The sequence below is a fragment of the Marisediminitalea alba genome (genome assembly GCF_002993365.1).
In the GTDB taxonomy this organism is placed as follows: domain Bacteria; phylum Pseudomonadota; class Gammaproteobacteria; order Enterobacterales; family Alteromonadaceae; genus Alteromonas; species Alteromonas alba.
This window is the reverse complement of sequence record NZ_PVNP01000147.1, coordinates 1-20,616: the sequence shown is the minus strand read 5'-3', so window position 1 is coordinate 20,616 and position 20,616 is coordinate 1. Positions and strand designations below refer to the sequence as shown.

At 48.7% G+C, this 20,616-nt stretch carries 20 protein-coding genes; 6 read left to right on the top strand and 14 right to left on the bottom strand.

Translation table 11 applies throughout. The annotated features are described in order from the left end of the window. Positions 1-208: 208 nt before the first annotated feature. From C6Y40_RS13570 to rpsB, 10 genes are all read right to left on the bottom strand, one after another. Complete coding sequence (locus C6Y40_RS13570; protein WP_105935053.1) at positions 209-724, bottom strand: OmpH family outer membrane protein; 516 nt, start codon at positions 722-724, stop codon at positions 209-211. A 39-nt stretch (positions 725-763) separates the two neighbouring features. Then, complete coding sequence (bamA, locus tag C6Y40_RS13565) at positions 764-3,238, bottom strand: outer membrane protein assembly factor BamA (protein WP_105935052.1); 2,475 nt, start codon at positions 3,236-3,238, stop codon at positions 764-766. A gap of 52 nt (positions 3,239-3,290) precedes the next feature. After that, positions 3,291-4,643: a sigma E protease regulator RseP gene (gene rseP, locus C6Y40_RS13560; protein WP_105935051.1), complete on the bottom strand. Its 1,353-nt coding sequence runs from the start codon at positions 4,641-4,643 to the stop codon at positions 3,291-3,293. Between the two features lie 3 nt (positions 4,644-4,646). Next, positions 4,647-5,825, bottom strand: coding sequence for a 1-deoxy-D-xylulose-5-phosphate reductoisomerase (gene ispC / locus C6Y40_RS13555; RefSeq protein ID WP_105935050.1), 1,179 nt, complete (start codon positions 5,823-5,825; stop codon positions 4,647-4,649). Further along, positions 5,825-6,688 carry a phosphatidate cytidylyltransferase gene (locus tag C6Y40_RS13550; protein WP_105935049.1) on the bottom strand — a complete coding sequence of 288 codons (864 nt, stop codon included), beginning with the start codon at positions 6,686-6,688 and terminating at the stop codon, positions 5,825-5,827. The genes ispC and C6Y40_RS13550 overlap by 1 nt, the downstream gene beginning before the upstream one ends. Positions 6,689-6,731: 43 nt before the next feature. Continuing rightward, positions 6,732-7,517, bottom strand: coding sequence for a polyprenyl diphosphate synthase (gene uppS, locus C6Y40_RS13545; protein ID WP_105935048.1), 786 nt, complete (start codon positions 7,515-7,517; stop codon positions 6,732-6,734). 8 nt (positions 7,518-7,525) lie between these two features. Continuing rightward, complete coding sequence (frr, locus tag C6Y40_RS13540; protein ID WP_105935047.1) at positions 7,526-8,083, bottom strand: ribosome recycling factor; 558 nt, start codon at positions 8,081-8,083, stop codon at positions 7,526-7,528. Positions 8,084-8,101: 18 nt separating this feature from the next. Continuing rightward, positions 8,102-8,845 carry a UMP kinase gene (gene pyrH / locus C6Y40_RS13535; RefSeq protein ID WP_105935046.1) on the bottom strand — a complete coding sequence of 248 codons (744 nt, stop codon included), beginning with the start codon at positions 8,843-8,845 and terminating at the stop codon, positions 8,102-8,104. 184 nt (positions 8,846-9,029) lie between these two features. Further along, entirely contained in the window at positions 9,030-9,902 is an 873-nt protein-coding gene (tsf, locus tag C6Y40_RS13530) for a translation elongation factor Ts (RefSeq protein ID WP_105935045.1), read from the bottom strand. A 135-nt stretch (positions 9,903-10,037) separates the two neighbouring features. Beyond that, positions 10,038-10,766 (bottom strand): 30S ribosomal protein S2, encoded by a 729-nt coding sequence (gene rpsB, locus C6Y40_RS13525; protein WP_105935044.1) that lies wholly within the window; start codon positions 10,764-10,766, stop codon positions 10,038-10,040. Positions 10,767-11,165: 399 nt separating this feature from the next. Between rpsB and map the strand changes: the two genes are divergently transcribed. From map to C6Y40_RS13505, 4 genes are all read left to right on the top strand, one after another. After that, positions 11,166-11,960 carry a type I methionyl aminopeptidase gene (gene map, locus C6Y40_RS13520; protein ID WP_105935079.1) on the top strand — a complete coding sequence of 265 codons (795 nt, stop codon included), beginning with the start codon at positions 11,166-11,168 and terminating at the stop codon, positions 11,958-11,960. Between the two features lie 112 nt (positions 11,961-12,072). Next, positions 12,073-14,718, top strand: coding sequence for a [protein-PII] uridylyltransferase (gene glnD, locus C6Y40_RS13515; RefSeq protein ID WP_105935043.1), 2,646 nt, complete (start codon positions 12,073-12,075; stop codon positions 14,716-14,718). After that, complete coding sequence (dapD, locus tag C6Y40_RS13510) at positions 14,715-15,539, top strand: 2,3,4,5-tetrahydropyridine-2,6-dicarboxylate N-succinyltransferase (RefSeq protein ID WP_105935042.1); 825 nt, start codon at positions 14,715-14,717, stop codon at positions 15,537-15,539. The genes glnD and dapD overlap by 4 nt, the downstream gene beginning before the upstream one ends. 231 nt (positions 15,540-15,770) lie before the next feature. After that, positions 15,771-16,691 carry a tetratricopeptide repeat protein gene (locus C6Y40_RS13505; RefSeq protein WP_205664772.1) on the top strand — a complete coding sequence of 307 codons (921 nt, stop codon included), beginning with the start codon at positions 15,771-15,773 and terminating at the stop codon, positions 16,689-16,691. A 92-nt stretch (positions 16,692-16,783) separates the two neighbouring features. Here C6Y40_RS13505 and C6Y40_RS13500 read toward each other — a convergent pair whose 3' ends face one another. The 4 genes from C6Y40_RS13500 to C6Y40_RS13485 form a co-directional block, all read right to left on the bottom strand. Beyond that, positions 16,784-17,392 (bottom strand): mechanosensitive ion channel domain-containing protein, encoded by a 609-nt coding sequence (locus C6Y40_RS13500; protein WP_105935041.1) that lies wholly within the window; start codon positions 17,390-17,392, stop codon positions 16,784-16,786. Between the two features lie 84 nt (positions 17,393-17,476). Further along, the gene (locus C6Y40_RS13495; RefSeq protein WP_105935040.1) at positions 17,477-17,926 is read right to left on the bottom strand and encodes a flavodoxin domain-containing protein; all 450 of its coding nucleotides are present in this window, start codon (positions 17,924-17,926) and stop codon (positions 17,477-17,479) included. A 15-nt stretch (positions 17,927-17,941) separates the two neighbouring features. Further along, the gene (locus C6Y40_RS13490; RefSeq protein WP_105935039.1) at positions 17,942-18,682 is read right to left on the bottom strand and encodes a pseudouridine synthase; all 741 of its coding nucleotides are present in this window, start codon (positions 18,680-18,682) and stop codon (positions 17,942-17,944) included. Beyond that, the gene (locus tag C6Y40_RS13485; protein WP_105935038.1) at positions 18,675-19,004 is read right to left on the bottom strand and encodes a YqcC family protein; all 330 of its coding nucleotides are present in this window, start codon (positions 19,002-19,004) and stop codon (positions 18,675-18,677) included. The genes C6Y40_RS13490 and C6Y40_RS13485 overlap by 8 nt, the downstream gene beginning before the upstream one ends. A gap of 60 nt (positions 19,005-19,064) precedes the next feature. Here C6Y40_RS13485 and C6Y40_RS13480 point away from each other — a divergent pair, with 60 nt between their 5' ends. Beyond that, complete coding sequence (locus tag C6Y40_RS13480) at positions 19,065-20,111, top strand: DUF3549 family protein (protein ID WP_170308490.1); 1,047 nt, start codon at positions 19,065-19,067, stop codon at positions 20,109-20,111. A gap of 6 nt (positions 20,112-20,117) precedes the next feature. Further along, positions 20,118-20,429 (top strand): DUF3301 domain-containing protein, encoded by a 312-nt coding sequence (locus C6Y40_RS13475; RefSeq protein WP_105935036.1) that lies wholly within the window; start codon positions 20,118-20,120, stop codon positions 20,427-20,429. Positions 20,430-20,616 lie beyond the last annotated feature (187 nt).

Genomic DNA, 20,616 nt, shown 5'->3' with positions numbered 1-20,616 from the left:
CGGTACAAGCAGACAACTCCCTTTATGGTGACTTTGTCGCTATAACTTCATATGGGCCGCAACCTTACGCGTTAATCACTTAAAAACAAATCAGACCAACACACTGCGCTGGCCTGATTGATTACGATTAGATACTAGTTGTTGCTGTAAGTACCTGCTGACTTACAGAGCAGTATTCAACGTCTGCTCTGTATTTACCAGCCGCTGATTAGTTTAATTTGCTCAGCTGATCCAGTACTTTTTGTGACAGGTCGTTGCTTTCGTCTGCATAAACTACAGCCGGTGCATCCAGAACCAGATCGTAGTCGTTGTCTGCGGCAACTGAATCAATCGCTTGCTTGATAAGCGCTAAGATTTTGTTGCGCTCTTCATTCTGACGACGCTGAATATTTTGCTGAAGTGGCTGAACTTTCTGAGAAAGTTGCTCACGAACAGTCAGGATTTTCTCTTCCAGCTCTTTCTTTTCAGCGGCACTCATGGTTGCCGCATCACGCTGTAATTTCTCGGCGTATAACTGGCCATCACGCTGCAGCATGTTGACTTCGTCAACTTGCTCCTTGAATTCCATAGAGATGGCATTCTGGATCTCAGCCGCTTGTGGCAGCGCCTGAAAAATGCCCTGTACGTTTACCACGCCGATTTTTTGCTCTGCCATTGCTGCAGAACTAAACATCGCACTACCTAACATTGCCGATGCAATTGCGTATTTTGCCAACTGTTTCAAAAGGTGCTCCTTTTATTTTCTGGTCTGTGCCAGCTAATATTAAAATGTTTGACCGATATTAAATGTAAAGAATTTCGCATCATCGCCTTCGCGTTCCTTAATAGCTCGCGAGAAGCTGAAGACCATTGGGCCCATGGGTGAAATCCATTGTACAGAAATACCGGCTGAACTGCGAAATAAAGACCAATCGGAATAATCCAGCAGTTCGTCTCGACCTCTGTTATCTAACTGCAGATACTCGTTATAGTCAAACTCTGTATCCCATACGTTACCCACATCAACGAATACACTGGTACGAACCGAGTTAGACGCATCTTCTTCCACGAACGGTGTCGGGGTAATCAGCTCAAGGCTACCAAGGGCCATGGCATTACCACCCAAACTACGACGGGAAAGCACGTAAGTATCGCCCGAAGGACTGCCAGGAATGACGGTACCATCCGGTAATGTAACTGAGTTTGAACCCGTTACACGCTGTATACCTCTGGGGCCTACAGTGTTGTTCTCAAAACCACGTAGTGTATCGGCACCACCAGCTGTAAAGTTCTCGGTAAACGGCAGGATCTGATCGTTACCGTTAATATCACCATAACCGTTACCATACCCCAGTCTCACCTTGGTCAGAACCGACCAGCGCTGATCACGGCTAAGCGGGAAGTAAAAGCGGCCGTCGTAAATGGTTTTAAAGAAGTTCACATCTGAGTTCGGCGTGGTAATGCTAAATGACGCACGCTGTGATGAACCAGCCGTTGGGAACAAACCACGGTTTAAGGTGCTACGACTCCAGGATACTGAGCTTTGCAGGCTGGTATAGGAAATCGGCGCGTCCGGATTCTGATCGTCAGTAAACTGACTGTAGAAACGGTTAGTTTGCTCGTAATACCCCCGGTTAGACAGCTCTACATCAGAGTAGGTTAAACCAAAGTTAATCCGGTTAAACTCGTCAATCGGGTAACCCATATTGGCGCCGACCGACCAACGCTTGGAGTTGTACTGAATAACGTTAAAGCTGGAACCATCGAACTCACTGAACGCTACAGTTCCACCCAGACTGATACCGTCGATGGTAAAGAATGGGTCCGTGTAAGACAGCTGCGCCGACTTTTGGTACGACACTGTACTCACGTTAACACCGATACGCTTACCGGTACCCAGGAAGTTATCCTGCTGAATACCCGCTTGCAGACCTAACTTAGTCTGATCCCCATAGCTGATACCCGCGTTAAATGAACCAGAAGGTTGCTCTTTCACTTTAAACTGCACGTCGACCTGGTCATCTTTACCCGGAATACGGACGGTTTCAAATTCTACTTCTTCCATGTAGGTCAAACGGGACATGGCGTTCTTCGAGCTTTCCAGCAGATCGTTGGATAACCACGTACCTTCCATTTGCACTACGTTCTGACGTAACACTTCGTCGGCCGTAATGGTGTTACCGTTAAAGTTAATCCGGCGCACATAAATTCGTTTACCTGGATCCACCCGCAGGGTCAGCTTAACGGTTTTATCTTCGTCGTTAATTTCCGGCACGGTGGTTACCGTTGGATATGCATAACCAAAACGGCCCAGGTATTTACTGATAAACTCTTCGGTGTAAGTCACTTCTGCCTGGTTGTATAACTCACCCGGCGTAAGTGGTAAGACTCGCTCAATGTAGTTCTCGTGACCCAGCATTTCACCCACCAACTCAACTTCTGAGATGGTGTACTGCTCGCCCTCGGTGACGTTCAGTGAAATATAGATACCGTCTTTTTCAGGAGTCATGGCCACCTGAGTGGAGTCGACATTGAAACGCAGGTAACCGCGGTCCATGTAGAAATTGGTCAGGGTTTCCATGTCACCCTGCAGCGTTTGCTGCTGATAACGGGTTTCTGACAGGAAATCATACCAGGCAGTATTAAACTGCAACTCAAAGTCTTCCAGCAGTTCCTGATCGGAGAACAGCTCGTTACCAACGATATTGATTTGTTTGATATCGGCGGCATCGCCCTCTTCAAACAATAGCTTCAGATCCACACGGTTACGCGGTAGGGGCGTAATAATTGCGGTGACGTCGGCGTTATATTTACCAATACTGTAAAAGAAGTCCTTCAGGCCATTTTCAATAGAAGTCAGAACGGTTTTATCCAGCGGCTCACCCACCCGAATATTACTGCCGTCCAGACTTTCCTGAAGCTGCTCATCTTTAATGTCATCGTTGCCGTCAAAAATAATGTTACTGATGGTCGGACGTTCGGCAACTTTTATCACCAGTGTATTGCCATCACGCAATACCTGAATATTTTCAAAGTGTGTTGACGAATACAGCGAGCGAATCAACTGTGTAATTCGAAATGAATTGACTTCGTCACCTTTTTGCACCGGAATGTAGGTTAGCGCGGCGCCCAAAGCAACTCGCTGCAGGCCTTCAACCCGGATATCTTCTACGACAAACTCACTGTTGCCTGAAGCAGCGTTGGCTAAGCTAGCACTGGAGCATAACAATCCGGCTACTACTAACTGATTAAACTTCATCTATTCTTTTTCTTCCTGCTGCGTTCGCTTATTCTTGCTGACGTCTGCATTCTTACGACAAACGTGTAATATCATTAAATATGGCAATGCTCATTATAGTAAATAACAGCATGGCACCAATTCTAAATCCCCATTCCTGAACTTCCTCGGGTACCGGGCGGCCGGTAATCCACTCGATGGTAAAGTACATCAGGTGACCGCCGTCTAGCATTGGCAGGGGCAGTAAATTCACTATCCCCAGGTTCACACTGATCAGGGCCAGAAAACTTAAAAAGTAAACAAGGCCATATCCTGCACTGTTACCTGCGCCCTGCGCGATAGCAATCGGGCCGCTCAGGTTTTTCACTGATACATCGCCAGTAATCAGTTTCCCTATCATTTCGACGCTTAAGGTCATTAAGCGCCAGGTCTTATCGACCGCTTTGCCCACTGCTTCCAGTAGTCCGTACTGGTGGGTAAACACATAACCTTCAGGCCATGGCTCAGCAAAAGGACTGACTCCAAGGTAACCGTCCTGCCCCTCTGGCGTATCACGGCGCCCAATTGTGGCAGAAAGGTCATAGGTTTGACCAGCCCTGTTTACCTGAATCTCTACCTGTTCACCCGGGCGGTTCTTAATTTGGGCAACCAAATCTTCCCAGGCAGTCACCGATTGTCCATCCAGCGCCACAATCTCGTCGTTTTGCTGAAGGCCGGCTTCACTTGCCGCTGTCTGTTCAGCCACGTATGCAACGGTTAATGTTGCCCCGGGCCTGTATGGCGAAATTCCCAGACTGCGTAAAGGAGACTCCGAATCCGGATCAAAGTTCCATCCGGCAATATCTAAAACGCGTTGGCGGGCGCTATCGCTCTCTGATACCACCGTTACCGGCATGCTTTCCTGGCCAATGTATGACATCAGTTCCAGATTCACGGCTTCCCAGTCAGGCGTTTCCCTTGAGCCGACGGCGATAATTTCCATATTGCCGGTCAGGCCCGCTTGCGCAGCGATGCTATCAGGACTCACCTCGCCAATCACCGGCTTAATGGTGCTGATACCAATTAAAAACATCACGTACAAGGCAATAGCAGCAAAGATAAAGTTAACGCCCGGGCCAGCAGCAATAATGGCCATTCGCTTGCCTACAGACTTGTTGTTAAACGCCTGAGAAGCCATTTCAGGTGGCACTTCATCCACCCGTTCATCGAGCATACGCACGTAACCACCTAACGGAATAGCTGCCAGGGCAAACTCGGTACCGTGCTTATCTACTTTGCTCCAGATAGGCTTACCAAAGCCAATGGAAAACCGTTTTACGTACACGCCACACAGGCGCGCAATGTAGTAGTGCCCCCATTCGTGAACAGCAACTAAAATACCCAGGGCAATAATAAATGCACCGGCATTACGCAAAAATTCAAACACGCTTTAACTTTCCTCTACCATTGCTATTGCAGCCAGTCTTGCCTGTTTGTCTAACTCAAGCACCTGTTGGATGGACGAAACGGCGGTTGGTTCAAAACGATTCAGAATTTCCTCGTTTATTTGTGCTATTTGGTTAAAGCTTATGCGATTGTCCAAAAATGCCTGCACTGCAATTTCATTGGCTGCGTTCAGTCGCGTAGTAGCGGCCTGGCCACTGCGGCAGGCTTCAATAGCAAGATATAAATTAGGAAAGCGATGAGTATCCGGGGTCGAAAAGCTCAATTCACTGAGCGTAGCAAAATCGAGTGGTGCCACACCGGCATCAATTCGGTTGGGATACCCTAACCCATAGGCAATAGGTGTTCGCATATCAGGATTGCCCATTTGTGCAATCACAGACCCATCAACATACTGAACCATGGAATGAATGGTGCTTTGTGGATGCAGCACCACCTGAATATCGTCTGGCTGCAAACCAAACAACCAACAGGCTTCAATAAACTCCAATCCTTTGTTCATCATGGTGGCTGAGTCTACCGAGATTTTGCGCCCCATATCCCAGTTGGGGTGGGCACAGGCCTGTTCGGGTGTAATTTCAGCAAAAGTCGACAGCGCCCGCTCCCGGAACGGACCACCAGAGCCTGTAAGCAATATTTTACTGATACCGGAGGCGCTTAATTCGCCGTAGTTGAAATCTGCCGGTAAGCACTGAAAAATGGCGTTGTGCTCGCTGTCGATGGGCAATATCTCGGCATGGGACTGTCTGGCGGCCTCTAAAAACAACGCACCGGACATCACCAGCGATTCTTTATTCGCCAACAGGACCCGCTTGCCTGCTTTCACCGCTGCCAGCGTAGGCTCAAGACCCGCGGCACCAACAATAGCCGCCATAACCGAATCGACTTCCGGCGCTGACGAGACTTCTTCCAGTGCCCTTTTGCCACTTAGCACTTCCGAGGACAGTTCATAGTCTCTAGCCAGGCTGATTGCCTGTTCGTAATCCGCATCACTGGCCACGACCAGATACCGCGCGTGACAGGCTTTCGCCTGCTGTACCAGTCTTTCCACCTGACGGTGGCCGGTGATCGCAAAAACCCGGTATAAGTCCGGGTGGCGGGCAATAACATCAAGCGTACTTTGACCGATGGAGCCGGTCGCACCAAGAATCGTAACCGTTTGCATCAGGCCATCCAGGTGACGTAGCAGTAGGCAAATACAGGGAAAGCTGCGGTCAGGCTATCGATACGGTCCATCAGACCACCATGACCAGGTAAAATCCGGCCACTGTCTTTAATACCGGCGCAACGTTTGAACATACTTTCATTGAGGTCGCCCAGTGCAGAAACAGCCACGGTTAAACCGCCAATAAGCAAATGCAACCAGATTCGTGACGTCTCCACCTGATAATGCAGCGCTGCAAAGGCAATGATCGCAAAAGACGCCATGATGCCTCCGAAGAGCCCTTCAAAGGTTTTACCCGGCGACACATTAGGACGTAGCTTATGACGGCCGAATTTCACGCCTACAAAGAAAGCACCAATATCGGCAGCCCAGACAATCCCGAGCACATAAAAAATCAACGACGCACCATAAAAAGTGTCTACTTCGTAAAGACTGGAGCGCAGGGCCACAACAGCAACCCAGGTTGGAATAAGGGTTAACACGCCAAATAAACAGCGAATTATCCAGCTTTGACGCCAGAACGCCGAATAGCGCGGATACGCGAGGATCATAAAGAATGAAGCCAGCCACCACACGGCGGCCACTGACAGGATCCAATGGTAGAACTCATTGAGTGCTCCCTGAGACCAAATCAAATCCACATCCACAATGCCAATCAGGCTAAGGCAGCCCGCCAGCAAAATAAGCCCGAAAGCTATCTTATAGGGGCGACCAGTAATCCCTGACATATTTGCCCATTCGTAACCGCCCAGGGCGACCACACCAGCTATTACATACTGAAATATGTGAATGGGTAAAAACAAGATGGCCATAATAGCCAGTGGCGCCAGGATAAGCGCCGTAATAATGCGTTGCTTTAACATGCGATGGGTCTTTTATAGGCTAGTTGCCGGCAACAGGCAGTCATTAGGAGTTTGCAACCTCTGTGGTCTCCACCTGCTCGCCAATAAGGCCAAAGCGGCGCTGACGCTCACTGTAATCTTTCACAGCCAGATAGAAGGCTTCTTCGTCAAAATCAGGCCACAACACATCGGTGAAATACAATTCAGTATAGGCGCACTGCCAAAGCAGGAAGTTACTGATGCGATGTTCGCCACCGGTTCGGATCAGTAAGTCGAGTTCAGGCAGGCCCTGGGTGGACATATGCTGATCAAAAACGGCTTCATCAATCTGCTTAGCATTGAGGCTGCCATCGCTTACTTTATCAGCGAGCTGTCTGGCGGCATTAACGATATCCCAACGGCCGCCATAGTTGGCTGCAATGTTAAGCACCAACTCCTTATTGTCCGCGGTCATCGCTTCAGCTTTATTGATTTTATCAACCAGTTTGCGGTCAAAACGCGAGGTATCACCCAACACCTTTAATCGCACACCGTTTTTATTTAAACGCTTAGCTTCGCTGTTCAATACCAGATTAAACAAGTCCATTAAAACACTGACTTCTTCTTCCGGCCGCTTCCAGTTCTCACTGCTAAACGCAAACAAGGTGAGTGACTGGATGGCATTTTTGCGTGCAAAACGCACTGCAGCGCGCACTGACTCAACACCAGCGCGATGCCCGAAAGTACGAATCTTCCCTTTCTTTTTGGCCCAGCGTCCGTTGCCATCCATAATAATGGCCACGTGCTTAGGCATATTCAGCAACGTCAGTCTCTCGTCCAGCGTTGCTTCGTCAGTCTGCGATCGCGACATGCTCTTATTTATACTTCCATTAACTCAGTTTCTTTATCAGACAGCATGTTATCAACTTTTTTGATAAATTCATTGGTTAGTGTCTGGATATTTTCTTCACCCGCGCGACATTCGTCTTCGCTGATTTCTTTTTCTTTGAGTAATTCTTTGATATCGCTGTTGGCATCGCGACGAATATTACGAATCGCCACCCGGCCTTGTTCGGCTTCGTTACGTACCACCCGGATCAGGTCTTTCCGACGCTCTTCGGTCAGCGGTGGTAATGGTATACGAATGGTCGTACCGGCGCTCATGGGGTTTAAACCCAGATCGGCCTGCATGATGGCCTTTTCTACTGCCTGAATTGAGCTCTTATCAAATACCGTTAACGCCAGCGTGCGGCTATCTTCGGTGATAACATTGGCGAGTTGACGCAGAGGTGTGTCGGCGCCGTAATACGACACTTGAATCCCGTCAAGTAAGCTTGGGTGCGCGCGACCAGTGCGAATTTTACTTAGCTGGCCTTTTAACGCCGTAATACTCTTTTCCATACGCTCTTGCGCATCTAATTCTATTTCATCAATCACGATTTCATTCCTGTATTATTATTCAGTAACACTCTCGACATGGTCGATTAACGTGCCTTCAGGTTCGCCCATCACGACCCGCTTGAGACAACCGGGCTTGTTCATATTGTATACTCGGATAGGTAAGCTATGATCACGTGCCAGCGTAAAGGCCGACAGGTCCATTACTTTTAATTCTTTTTCCAGTACGTCCTGGTATGACAGCTGCGAATACAGTTTCGCTTCAGGGTTTTTCACCGGATCATCGCTAAACACACCATCAACCTTGGTCCCTTTCAGAACAGCGTCGGCTTCAATTTCGATACCGCGTAAACACGCAGCAGAATCGGTGGTAAAAAATGGATTGCCGGTGCCGGCAGAAAAAATAACCACACGACCTGATTTCAGCAGGCTAATGGCTTCAGCCCAGTTGTAGGCATCACAGACGCCATTAAGGGGAATAGCTGACATCAAGCGGGCATTTACAAAGGCACGGTGCAGTGCGTCACGCATTGCCAGGCCATTCATTACCGTGGCCAGCATGCCCATGTGGTCGCCTACCACCCGATTCATACCCGCTTTGGCGAGTCCTTCACCACGAAACAAGTTACCACCGCCGATAACCAGTCCAACCTGAACACCCAATTCTACCAGTTCTTTGATTTCCTGGGCCATGCGGTCCAGCACTTTGGGATCAATACCAAAGCCTTCATTCCCCATTAGCGCTTCGCCGCTGAGTTTAAGCAGGATGCGTCGGTAGGCGGATTTTGGTGCGATGCTCATTGTTGTTTTTTCCTCTTGATTCGGCTTGGGTCATATTTTGTACACAAACTATGAGCCAAACCGACTTAATCGGTCGTCATCTTCCGGTATAGCCGGCGCTTAACTTACAGCTATAAAAAAGCACCTCCGAAGAGGTGCTCGTAGTGTATCCGACATTGGCCGGATGCAAAAGTCAAACCGCTAATTATTTCTTAGCAGCTGCCATTTGCGCGGCAACTTCGGCAGCGAAGTCTTCAGACTTCTTCTCGATACCTTCACCTACTTCAAAGCGAACAAAGTTAACAACGTCTGCGCCGTTAGACTTCAGTAATTCGCCTACTGATACAGAAGGATCTTTAACGAAAGGCTGACCAGTCAGGCTGATTTCGCCGGTGAATTTCTTCATGCGGCCAACAACCATTTTCTCAGCGATTTCGGCAGGCTTGCCAGACTGCATCGCGATTTCGATTTGGATAGCTTTTTCTTTCTCTACAACTTCAGCTGGTACTTGCTCTGGCTTAACAAACTGCGGGCTTGAAGCGGCAACGTGCATAGCAACGTCTTTTGCCAGCTCTTCTTCACCACCAGTTAAGATAGCAACTACACCGATACGGCCACCGTGCACGTAGGCACCTAAGTTGTCACCTTCAACAGTCAGTACACGACGTGGAGAAATGTTTTCACCGATTTTAGCAACCAGTGCGTCACGTACGTCGCTGGCTACACCACCTTCGATTTCAGACGCATTCAGTGCTTCGATGTCGTTCAGACCTTTTTCAAAAGCAACGTCCAGCAGTTTGTTACCAAACGCCAGGAAACCTTCATCACGTGCTACGAAGTCAGTTTCACAGTTAACTTCAAGCATGGTCGCTTTGCCTGCTTCAACTTTAGTCAGGATAACACCTTCAGCGGCGATACGGCCGGCTTTTTTAGCGGCTTTAGCCTGACCAGACTTACGCATGTTTTCGATGGCCAGTTCGATGTCACCATCAGTTTCAACTAACGCTTTTTTGCAATCCAGCATGCCGGCGCCAGTACGCTCACGCAATTCTTTTACGAGTGCTGCAGTCACTGCCATTTTCAATTCCTCAGCAATATTTAAATTCAGTGTAAAAGGGGCGAACGCCCCTCTTAATTAATTCTTAATCTTCGATCAGAGTTGATCGGTACAACTAATCTGAGGCTCAGTTGAGCCTCAGATTAAGCAAGCGGATTACTCAGCTGCTTCAACAAACTCGTCTTCAGCTTGTACTTCCAGGTTGCTGTTGCGACCTGCGCTTACTGCGTCAGCAGCAGCGTTTAAGTACAGTTGAACGGCACGAATTGCATCGTCGTTACCAGGGATGATGTAATCAACACCATCTGGGTTTGAGTTAGTATCAACAACTGATACAACCGGGATACCCAGGTTGCGGGCTTCAGTTACCGCGATGTGCTCGTGATCGGCGTCGATGACGAACAGTACGTCAGGCAGACCGCCCATGTCTTTGATACCACCCAGGCTGCTTTCCAGCTTGTCCATTTCACGCTGAAGCATCAGCGCTTCTTTTTTGGTCAGCTTTTCGAAAGTACCGTCCTGGCTTTGTTGCTCAAGGTCTTTAAGACGCTTGATTGACTGACGAACCGTTTTCCAGTTAGTCAGCATACCGCCCAACCAACGCTTGTTCACATAGAATTGGTCACATTTCTGTGCTGCTTCTTTAACTGCATCACCGGCTGCGCGCTTAGTACCAACGAACAGAACTTTACCTTTCTTGGCAGAAACGCCAGACAGGAAGTTAAGAGCTTCGTTGAATAAAGGAACAGTTTTTTCCAGGTTGATGATATGAACTTTGTTACGAGCGCCAAAGATGTAAGGTTTCATCTTAGGGTTCCAGTAACGGGTTTGGTGACCGAAATGCACGCCGGCTTTCAGCATGTCACGCATAGAAACGTTTGCCATGTTTAATTCCTCAATTGGGGTTAGGCCTCCATACACCCTTTGTATCGATCCGCTGACGTTACCATCGCAGACACCCCGATACGCAGTCACAGTGTATGTGTGTTTTAATTTAAGTAATGTACTTCTTTGAAGTAGCCAAAGTAACTTGCGGTGAATTAAAATCCACAGCAATATTCGGGTTAATTCAAAAAGCGCGCGCTTTATACCATGTAGCGCCCGCCATCTCAAGTTAAAGTTAGGTTTCAGGCCGGTAAACTGACGCTTTTTGCCAGTACAAAACCCACAGGCGCTATACACGCGCAGTGGTATTCGCTAACATACAGCCTTTTGAAAATAATAGAACTACGGCACGGCCCGTTGCTGTTATTTATTCTACTGTCTAATTTAAAGAGGACTCAGGTGGCTGCAATAATTAAAACCGCTGAAGAAATCGAAAAAATGCGCGTTGCCGGTAAACTGGCTGCAGACGTATTAATGATGTTAGGTGAACACGTTAAAAAAGGCGTGACCACCGATGAGCTTAACACTATTTGCCATGACTATATTGTTAATGAGCAACAAGCGATTCCAGCACCTCTTAATTACGGTCACCCGCCCTTCCCCAAATCCATTTGTACGTCGGTAAACCATGTGATCTGCCACGGCATACCGGCTGATAAGAAGCTCAAGGATGGCGACATTGTTAATGTTGACGTGACCGTAATAAAAGACGGCTACCATGGCGATACCTCAAAAATGTTTATGGTGGGCAAGCCCAGCATTCTGGCTGACCGTTTGGTGAGAGTGACTCAGGAATGCCTTTATAAGGCTATCAAGGAAGTCAAACCGGGTATGCGCCTGGGCGATATCGGCCATATTTGTCAGACTCACGCTGAAGCGCACAATTATTCAATTGTCCGCGAGTACTGCGGACACGGCATTGGCGCAGGCTTCCACGAAGAACCGCAGATCGTTCACTACGGCCGTCCCGGTACCGGTGACGAACTGGTTCCCGGCATGTGCTTCACTATTGAACCCATGGTGAATGCCGGTAAACGTTATTCAAAAATCTTACCAGACCAGTGGACCGTGGTAACCAAAGACCGCAGCCTCAGTGCACAGTGGGAACATACACTGTTAGTGACCGAGGATGGCGTTGAAGTACTGACGCTTCGGGATGACGAAGATCTCGAACGAATTTATCACCACAGTTAATAAATAATGCCGCCTCCGGGCGGCATTCGCTTGCTTAGGCAGCGAAAAATGCCGGGTTAATCCTAACGGGTTAGTTCACAGAGAGTGTTCTGAAGTATTCATTGGGTGAGTTGTGAAATTAAAATCGTTATGTGAAGAAATCGCTAGCATTGACTCTGTCGACGACATCAAATCAATTAAACAACTGGTATCTCAAAGCTATGAGTGGTTAGAGGCAGCCTTTACTCTGCACCCCATCGACGAACTGGTTACGGGGCGCGCAATATTTATTGATACGTTGTTGCAACGCTTGTGGAGCCTTTACGGTCTGGCAAATGAAAGAGGCCTGGCGCTTTGTGCCGTGGGTGGTTACGGTCGCGGCCATTTGCAACCCTACTCCGACATCGACCTGCTGATTGTCAGCAAAAAACCGCTTAAGCGTGACGTGCAGGATAAAGTCGGCCAGTTTATTACTATGCTGTGGGACATTAAGCTTGATGTCGGTCAGTCGGTACGCACCATCAAAGAAACGGTAAAACTTGCCAAGGATGATATTTCCATTGCCACCAATCTGGTAGAAAGCCGTATGCTGAGTGGCTGCGACCAAACCTTTGTGGACATGTGGCACGCGGTCAACGAAAAAGATACCTGTTGGACCAGCAAAGCTTTCTTCGCCGCCAAGTACGAAGAACAAAAAGCCCGCCATGCTAAGTTTAATGGCACGTCTTACAACCTTGAACCGAATATCAAGGAAAACCCGGGCTGTTTACGCGACATTCAGTCAATCGGCTGGGTCGCTAAAAAACACTTTAAAGAATACGATGGTAAAGGGCTGGTTGGTCATGGCTATTTCACCAAGGATGAACTCGATGAGTTAGTCGAATGCCGTATGTCGTTGTGGCGTATGCGCTTTGCTCTGCACCTGGTCGCCGGACGCAGCGAAAACCGCTTATTGTTCGATTATCAGCCAGATGTGGCCGCCATGATGGGCTATGGTGATGACAGTAAAACCGCGGTTGAAAAGATGATGCGGGCTTTTTTCCGCATTGTACGCCGTATCAGCGAACTCAACCAGATGCTGCTGCAGCGCTTCCGCTACGACATGCTGAACCAGACTATCCAGAGTCGCAAAACCATCAACGACGATTTTTGTTTGCTTGACGGTAATATTTCTCCTACGCACAACAACGTTTTTGAATCGCCTGAAGATATCCTCAAGTTTCTTCAAACCATTGCGGATAACCCTGATATTCAGGGCCTGGATACCAACTGTATCCGCCAGTTGCGCAATGCCCGCCGTCGTTTTCAGTCGGCCTATTATGTTGAGCGAGCGGAATGTCGTCAGTTAATTATTGAGCTGTTTAAACACCCACATTTTTTTGATTTCGCGTGGGATATCATGCATCAGTACGGCATTCTGCAGGCTTACCTGCCGGAGTGGGATCACATTGTGGGCATGATGCAGTTTGACTTGTTCCACGCCTACACGGTAGATGAGCATACACATCGCCTGGTGAAACATGTTAACCATTACTTTCAGCCTCACAATAGCGAGTTTCCTCGTTGTGGCCGTATAGTGCGGAATTTCGACAAGCCGGAGCTGATTTATATTGCGGCAATCTTTCATGATATTGCCAAAGGCCGCAATGGTGATCATTCTACGCTGGGTGCGAAGGATGTGGCGATTTTCTGCGAAGCTCACGGTATTGAAAAATCCGACGCCGATCTGATTGCCTGGTTAGTAGAAAATCACCTGCTAATGTCGGTAGTAGCGCAGCGCCGGGACATCTACGATCCGGATGTCGTAAATGACTTTGCTACAGCCGTACGTAGTCACACGCATCTGAACCTGCTTTATGTGCTGACCCTGGCGGATATTCGTGCAACCAACGACAACCTTTGGAACGACTGGAAAGCATCGCTTTTAAGAGAGCTTTACAGTATGACCCAAAAAGCCCTGGATAATGGCCTGCAATGCGGCGTAACCATGCGCGAACGGGTGGATTCACACAAAGCCAAAGCGCTCAAACTGCTGACCGCAGCGAAAGCAGACGCTAGTCGTTTAGACGCCTTATGGTCACGCTTCGAAGACGACTATTTTGCGCGGTTTAAGCCAGAGCAAATCAGCTGGCACAGCCAGGCCATCCTGGCCTTTGAGCTCGACCATGAAGCTGGCGAAATGCTAATCAAAACCAACAATGAACTGGCCAAAGGCGGTACCGAGTTACTGCTGTACGGCGAAGATCGCCCTGCCCTGTTTGCCCAGATTGCCTCGGTTCTCGATAGTCGTAACTGTTCCATTCATGATGCGCATATCGCCGTTACTCGCGACGGCCATGTGTTTGACAGCATCTTAATATTAGAAAACGACGGTTCCCGTATTGAAGGCGAATCACGACTGCGCTCCATTGAACAGGCCATAGCCGAACAATTATCTAAACCCGGACGCAGTCACAACAATACCCGCAAGCTTTCCCGCCAGCACAAGCAATTGGATGTGCCGGTTAAAGTGCGTTTTTATTCTTCACAGGATGATGCCACATTAATTGAGCTGGAAGCATTGGACGCGCCGGGAATTCTTGCTAAAGTCGGTCACGCTTTCGTAGACTGCAATCTCACATTAAAATTAGCCAAAATTGCCACAATCGGTGAACGCGCAGAAGACGTATTTATCGTATCGAATGAGCATGGCAAAGCCCTGACGCCGGAAGAACAGACGACGCTTAAAAAGCGGATATTGTTTAAACTCGATCAACTTGAAGATATCAACATACCATGACTGAATTAAAAGCCATTATTGAAGCGGCCTTTGAAGACCGCGCAAGTATTACACCTTCCGCTGCCCCTGCTGAAGTTAAACAAGCAGTGAGCGATGCCATTGCCTTACTCAACAGCGGCGAAGCACGTGTGGCCGAAAAAATTGCCGGTGAATGGGTTGTTCACCAGTGGCTGAAAAAAGCAGTATTGCTATTTTTCCGCCTGCACAATAATGACGTAATGGAAGGCGCAGAGAGCCGCTTCTACGATAAAGTACCATTGAAATATGCCGATTACACTGCCGAGCAGTTTGCTGCTGACGGCGTTCGCATCGTGCCACCGGCGGCTGTACGCACCGGCTCTTTCGTGGGCAAAAACGTTGTGGTGATGCCTTCATACGTTAATATCGGCGCGTTTGTCGACGAAGGCACCATGGTTGATACCTGGGCTACCGTTGGCTCATGTGCACAAATTGGTAAAAACGTTCACTTATCGGGTGGCGTTGGCATTGGCGGTGTTTTGGAGCCATTGCAGGCTAACCCAACCATCATCGAAGACAACTGCTTTATCGGCGCGCGCTCTGAAATTGTTGAGGGCGTTATCGTTGAGGAAGGCGCAGTTATCTCGATGGGCGTATACATCGGCCAGTCTACCCGTATTTATGACCGCGAAACCGGCGAAGTACACTACGGCCGCGTACCTGCTGGTGCGGTAGTTGTACCGGGTAACCTGCCAAGTAAGGACGGTAAATACAGCCTGTATGCTGCCATCATCGTGAAAAAGGTTGATGCAAAAACCCGCGCTAAAGTAGGGATCAACGCCCTGTTGCGTGGCGCTGAATAAGCATTCAGCGGTTACTTTGAAAAGGCGCCTGATGGCGCCTTTTTACTTTGGGATAAACCCCGAGCCATTTTGCTCATGTATCGCACTCTGGTGATAATTAGCCGGCATTAGCAATTTTTCCGTGATACTGCTAGAGTAAAATCGTGAACAAGGTGTTAGCGCATTTTTGAGAAGTTTAGCGGAACAAGGAGTAATGCGTAACATCAGTCCAAAGCCAAAATTAAGGAAGATATGATGCGATTACCACAAATCGTCAGTGCCACATCATTAGCGCTGTTACTGGCATTCAGTCAGGACGCTAGCGCCTTTTCTGGTACTACGGAAACCAAAAAATACTGTGTTGACGAAGACTGCAAAGCACAACTGCGTAACCTGGTACAACTGGCCAGAAATGGTAGTGGTCGGGCAGCAGCCATTGTTGCCATGGCCTATGCCTCCGGCGATGGCTTTGAGAAAAACTTCGAAAAAGCTGAACACTATATAATTCTTGGCGCACGCTCCCGCGATCCGGTTGCCGCCTATCTAATGGCGGATTGGTTGCGAAATGGATTTGTACTCGATCAGGACATTGCCAAAGCCGATGAAATGCTCGACCTCTCGATTAAATATGGTTATGCGCCGGCCATGTATGAAAAAGCACTGCAGATTCTGAAATCCAGCGACAGCGATAAAACGGATCAAGCGGTGGCTTTACTCGAGAGCGCTGCTGAACAAAACAATATGCGGGCGATGTTTTTGCTGGCCCGCATGAAAGAAACCGGCACAGGGGCTGCCAAAGATGTAGAAGGCGCAGTGGATTTATTTCAGCGTTTAGCCAGGGCGCGGCATCCAGAAGCCATGGCATACCTGAAAGACCTGGCCGAACGCTCAGCTAATGCTAAGCAGGATTCCGCCATCCTCGCTAAGCTGGAATTGGATAAAAACATTGAAGTTATCGAAGTTACTGGCGAAGCCTTTGAAGTGTCACTGGTACTCGATGGCCTGGTGGATACGCTGGTAAGCAGCGGAAAGTACGATCAAAACTCAATTGGCAGCCGGATTCGTGGGGTAAGCTGCAATGAATCTTTCAAATGCGGCAGTATAAAACCCGGCGATGACCCTGCAGCCAGCACGATATGGGAATTAATTAGCGGACGAAAACGCTGGCGGTAACAGGTGGATAAGTAATCTTAGCCAGAGATACTTTTAAGCTGCATTCAAAGAAAAGGCGCCATCTGGCGCCTTTCGCGTTTTCGTCTGCTACCTTAATCTTTCTGAGTTTCCCGGGGCTGTTCCGGTTGAACAGGCATTTGTTTGTCGGTTGATTTACCAATCCCCTGCCAGTGTTGTTTAGGGTTAATAATCACAGGCCGGGTGAGCACCAGGTTATTGGGGTAAGCAATCTCTTCATCATCTTTGGTGATCAAACGCGTGGTGAATAAATTGATGTCGGCAATATAGCCTTCCATATAGTTATCGCCATCGATAATGCGAATAAAGTTGCCCTTAGTATAAGAGTTCTGAAACAGCAGCACAAAGTAAGAAGTGATATTACTCAGCAGCGACCAACTGGCAAACAAGGCAACCCCCGTGAGCGCAATGATAGACGTGGAAAGAACAATCAGGCCGCTAAAATCTACGCCCCACACCAACAACAACACTGCAATGGTAATAACGCCAGTGATTAATCTGGCCGTGTGATAGGTTTTCTTGCGAGCTTCTTCACTCAGCTTACTACTGGTGGCCAGCTTCTCGATTTGCGGCAACAATAACCGGTTCACCCCCATAAAAAGGATCAGTACCAGTACGGTTACAATCAGATTGGACATGTAAAATGTTGCCCAGTCGGTAAAACGGCTCATCACATCATTCATAAAAAACGAGTCCTCAGGCGCGCTGTTATAAGCGCTGCTAACTGGGCAAACGAAGGGCGCTGGCCAGCGCCTACCCCGAAAAATTTAAGCGATCAGTTTATCCTGAATGCCTTTGAACCAGTTAAGTACATCCTGCTCCGGTTCCAGTGTTTCCATGGCATCGACTTCCAGCATGTCTGCTACCGGAAAGCCCTGTAATTCAGTTAACAGCTCCTGGCAAATTCTGCCACCGCCACAGTAGGAATCACCGTAGCTGCTATCCCCTAACGCAGCTACCGCAAAGGGCTTCTGTTCAAGCAGCGGAAACTGAGTGCGTAGCTCATCGATGGGAAACTCCAGATTAGGCGGCAAGTCGCCTGCGCCGGTAGTGGATGTGATCACTAACAAGGCCTGCGGATCGGTGAAGTCACTGACATCCGGATCTTTAAAGACTTCCGCGTCAAAGCCTTGATCTTCACAATAAGACTGTACTTCTTCTGCTACATTTTCTGCATTACCGTAAACCGAACCGACGATGATATTCAGCGTTGCCATGGACCTACCTTACTTTTATTGACTCCAGGTTAAAAACGGCTGCCAGCTTACCAATAACTGTTCTATTTCGCTATCGACTTGCGTCTGAATAGTCAGCCATTCACCGCTAATCGGGTGGTAAAAGCCCATCGACACGCACACCAGCATCAACCGGTGGCAACCGAACTGGTCGCGTAAAAAGCCATTGTGTTTGCCATCACCATGGGTGGTATCGCCCACAATAGGATGACGTAAATGCAACATGTGCCGTCTTAACTGATGCTTACGCCCGGTGTGAGGTGTTAAGCCCAGCCAGGAATAGCGTGCCGTGGCATAGCGGCCGACCGCAAACGGCAGCTCATAATGGGCCAGTGGCCAGTAATCTGAATGAGCGGTTTGCGGTGCAACCTGTTTAGTGCGGTCGGCATCGGCATACTTATCCCAGCGATATTTGAGCGCATAGTCGATCATCCCGGCTGCGTTAACATAACCCCTGACCAGCGCCCGATAAGACTTTTGCATGCCATTACTCATCATTTGTGCATTCATTGCCGAAGCCGTTTCGCTATCCAGCGCAAATAACAGTAAACCAGCAGTTGGCCGGTCCAGCCGGTGTAGCGGAAACACATGCCGCCCAAGCTGGTCGCGCAGCAACTGCACTGCAAAGCGGGTTTCATGTTTATCTATCGGGCTACGATGGACCAGCAATCCGGCCGGTTTATAAATGGCTACAATGTGCTCATCCTGATACACCACATGTAATTCATTGTTACCCATGTTGGCACTGACTCCAACTGTCGAAACGCGCCAGAACCCGTTGTACAAGAAGATGTTTACCTTGCCAGATAACTTCAGCCATAGGCTGAATTTGCATGGGTGGGGGTAAGGTATTAGTTTTCAGCAAAGCCTGTAGACGCGGAATAAAGATAAACTGTAGCCACTGCTCAAAAGCAAGCGTGTCACAGGCGAATGGCTGCTGGCTGGCCAGCGCTTCCTGTGAAGGCGTGACCGCCGACCACAAACCCGCAGCTTTTAATATTTCTTCCAGCTCAAACAACAAATCTGAGCCCTGTTCAATGGATTTGGGATCATGAATCATTACGCGCTTACTCCAATGCCTGTTACACTATCGGCAAATTTTGTCATAGTAAAAATCAGCATGAATTCAAAAAGTATTCACTCGCTGAGCGAGTTCTTATTACATGCGGGCACGGATTATCGCATTTTTGATTTAGGTCGTGGAGTTTATCCTGTTGCGTCGCAAACATTTTTAGATATCGAGAACGGTAAAGTATGCCCTCCCCGCCCTCGTCAGCAACACGCCTGGTATGCCGTAGTGTTCTGGCAAACCAATCCTCAAGCCCAGCGTTATATCTGGTTTGTTAAGTTTCCGCTGGATGAACAGGGTTTACTAATACAGGCAGCGCGCAACCATTTTTTACAAATCATCGTCGATGCACTAGGCAACCAGATTGCCGGTGAACAAAGCAGTAATGAATTGCACGATAACCCTTATACCTTTGTGCCCAGTCAGCAGCTTATGGCGCAGTTTTCGGCCATTGCCCGTCTGGCGCTGAACGACAAGAAAAGCGAGGCACTGGAACAAGCCCGGCAATATCTGCAGGCACCTGCCATTATCGACTGGCAACAATTACCGGTTCAGGCCATTGCCGACCTCGCGGTAGCAATTGATGATAAACAAGCTGCTCACATTATCGAAAATTTCGGACACTTCAGCGAACCGTTTTTAGAAACATTGTTCAGCAGCCTCGAAAGCGTTGCGTTGCCTGACAACCTGCAAACCTTTTTTATTGAGCAGCTTAATATGGTTGCCAAAGATGAAGCGCAAAAGCACGTCATGCTAGGCCTGCTCAGAGCATTAAGCACACCAGACTATCACCCGCAAATCAACCAGGCGGTGAATGAGCTGTTAGAGAACATATCGCAGCCTGATATGCATTTACTGAGTGTGATCGCCGGGCGACATGATGCGCAGTTAGATACCTTAACGGCGCAGCGCTTTCTGGAAGCGGCGGCAAAGGCGGATGCCGAAGGTGCCTATAAACATGAGCTGTTTATTGGCCTGTTCAGCGATTTGGTGCAAATTCCTGCGCTGCGCAGAACCATGCTAACCCTGGCCCGGGCACATCAGAATAATCCACTGATGCAGGCGCCGCTAAATACCCTTTTCAACAAGGCAGGATAAGACCCGGTGAATTTATTTGATGTATTGCTATTGGTGTTACTGTGCGCTGGCGCCGCGTTTTTCTGGCGGATCCGAACTATTTCTGAGTGCGCAAACCAATACCTGCACCGCTACTGCGAACAGCAGCGTTTGCAGTTAGTCAGTGTGGCCAGAAAAACTACTCGACCGATGTTATTCCGGGGCAAGCTCGATTGGCGCAGCGAGTTTTTATTTGAGTTTTCATCCACCGGCGATGACTGCTACCGGGGCACCTTGTTGCTCAATGGACTGACGGTAGTCAAAACCGAAACGCCACCCCATCGCATCAACACTCACTGAGTGCACCGATCGAGTAGGAGGGAGTTTCGCAACTCCCGTCCTCTCACACCACCGGGCATACGGTTCCGTACCACGGCGGTTCCTGTCTGTATTGACCATAGTCAATACCTGAGTCTGTTTCGTTCATCGTGTCGCCGCTTTATCGTTTAGAACTCCGCAAACACCGCCCAGGTTTCCGACCCTTCTT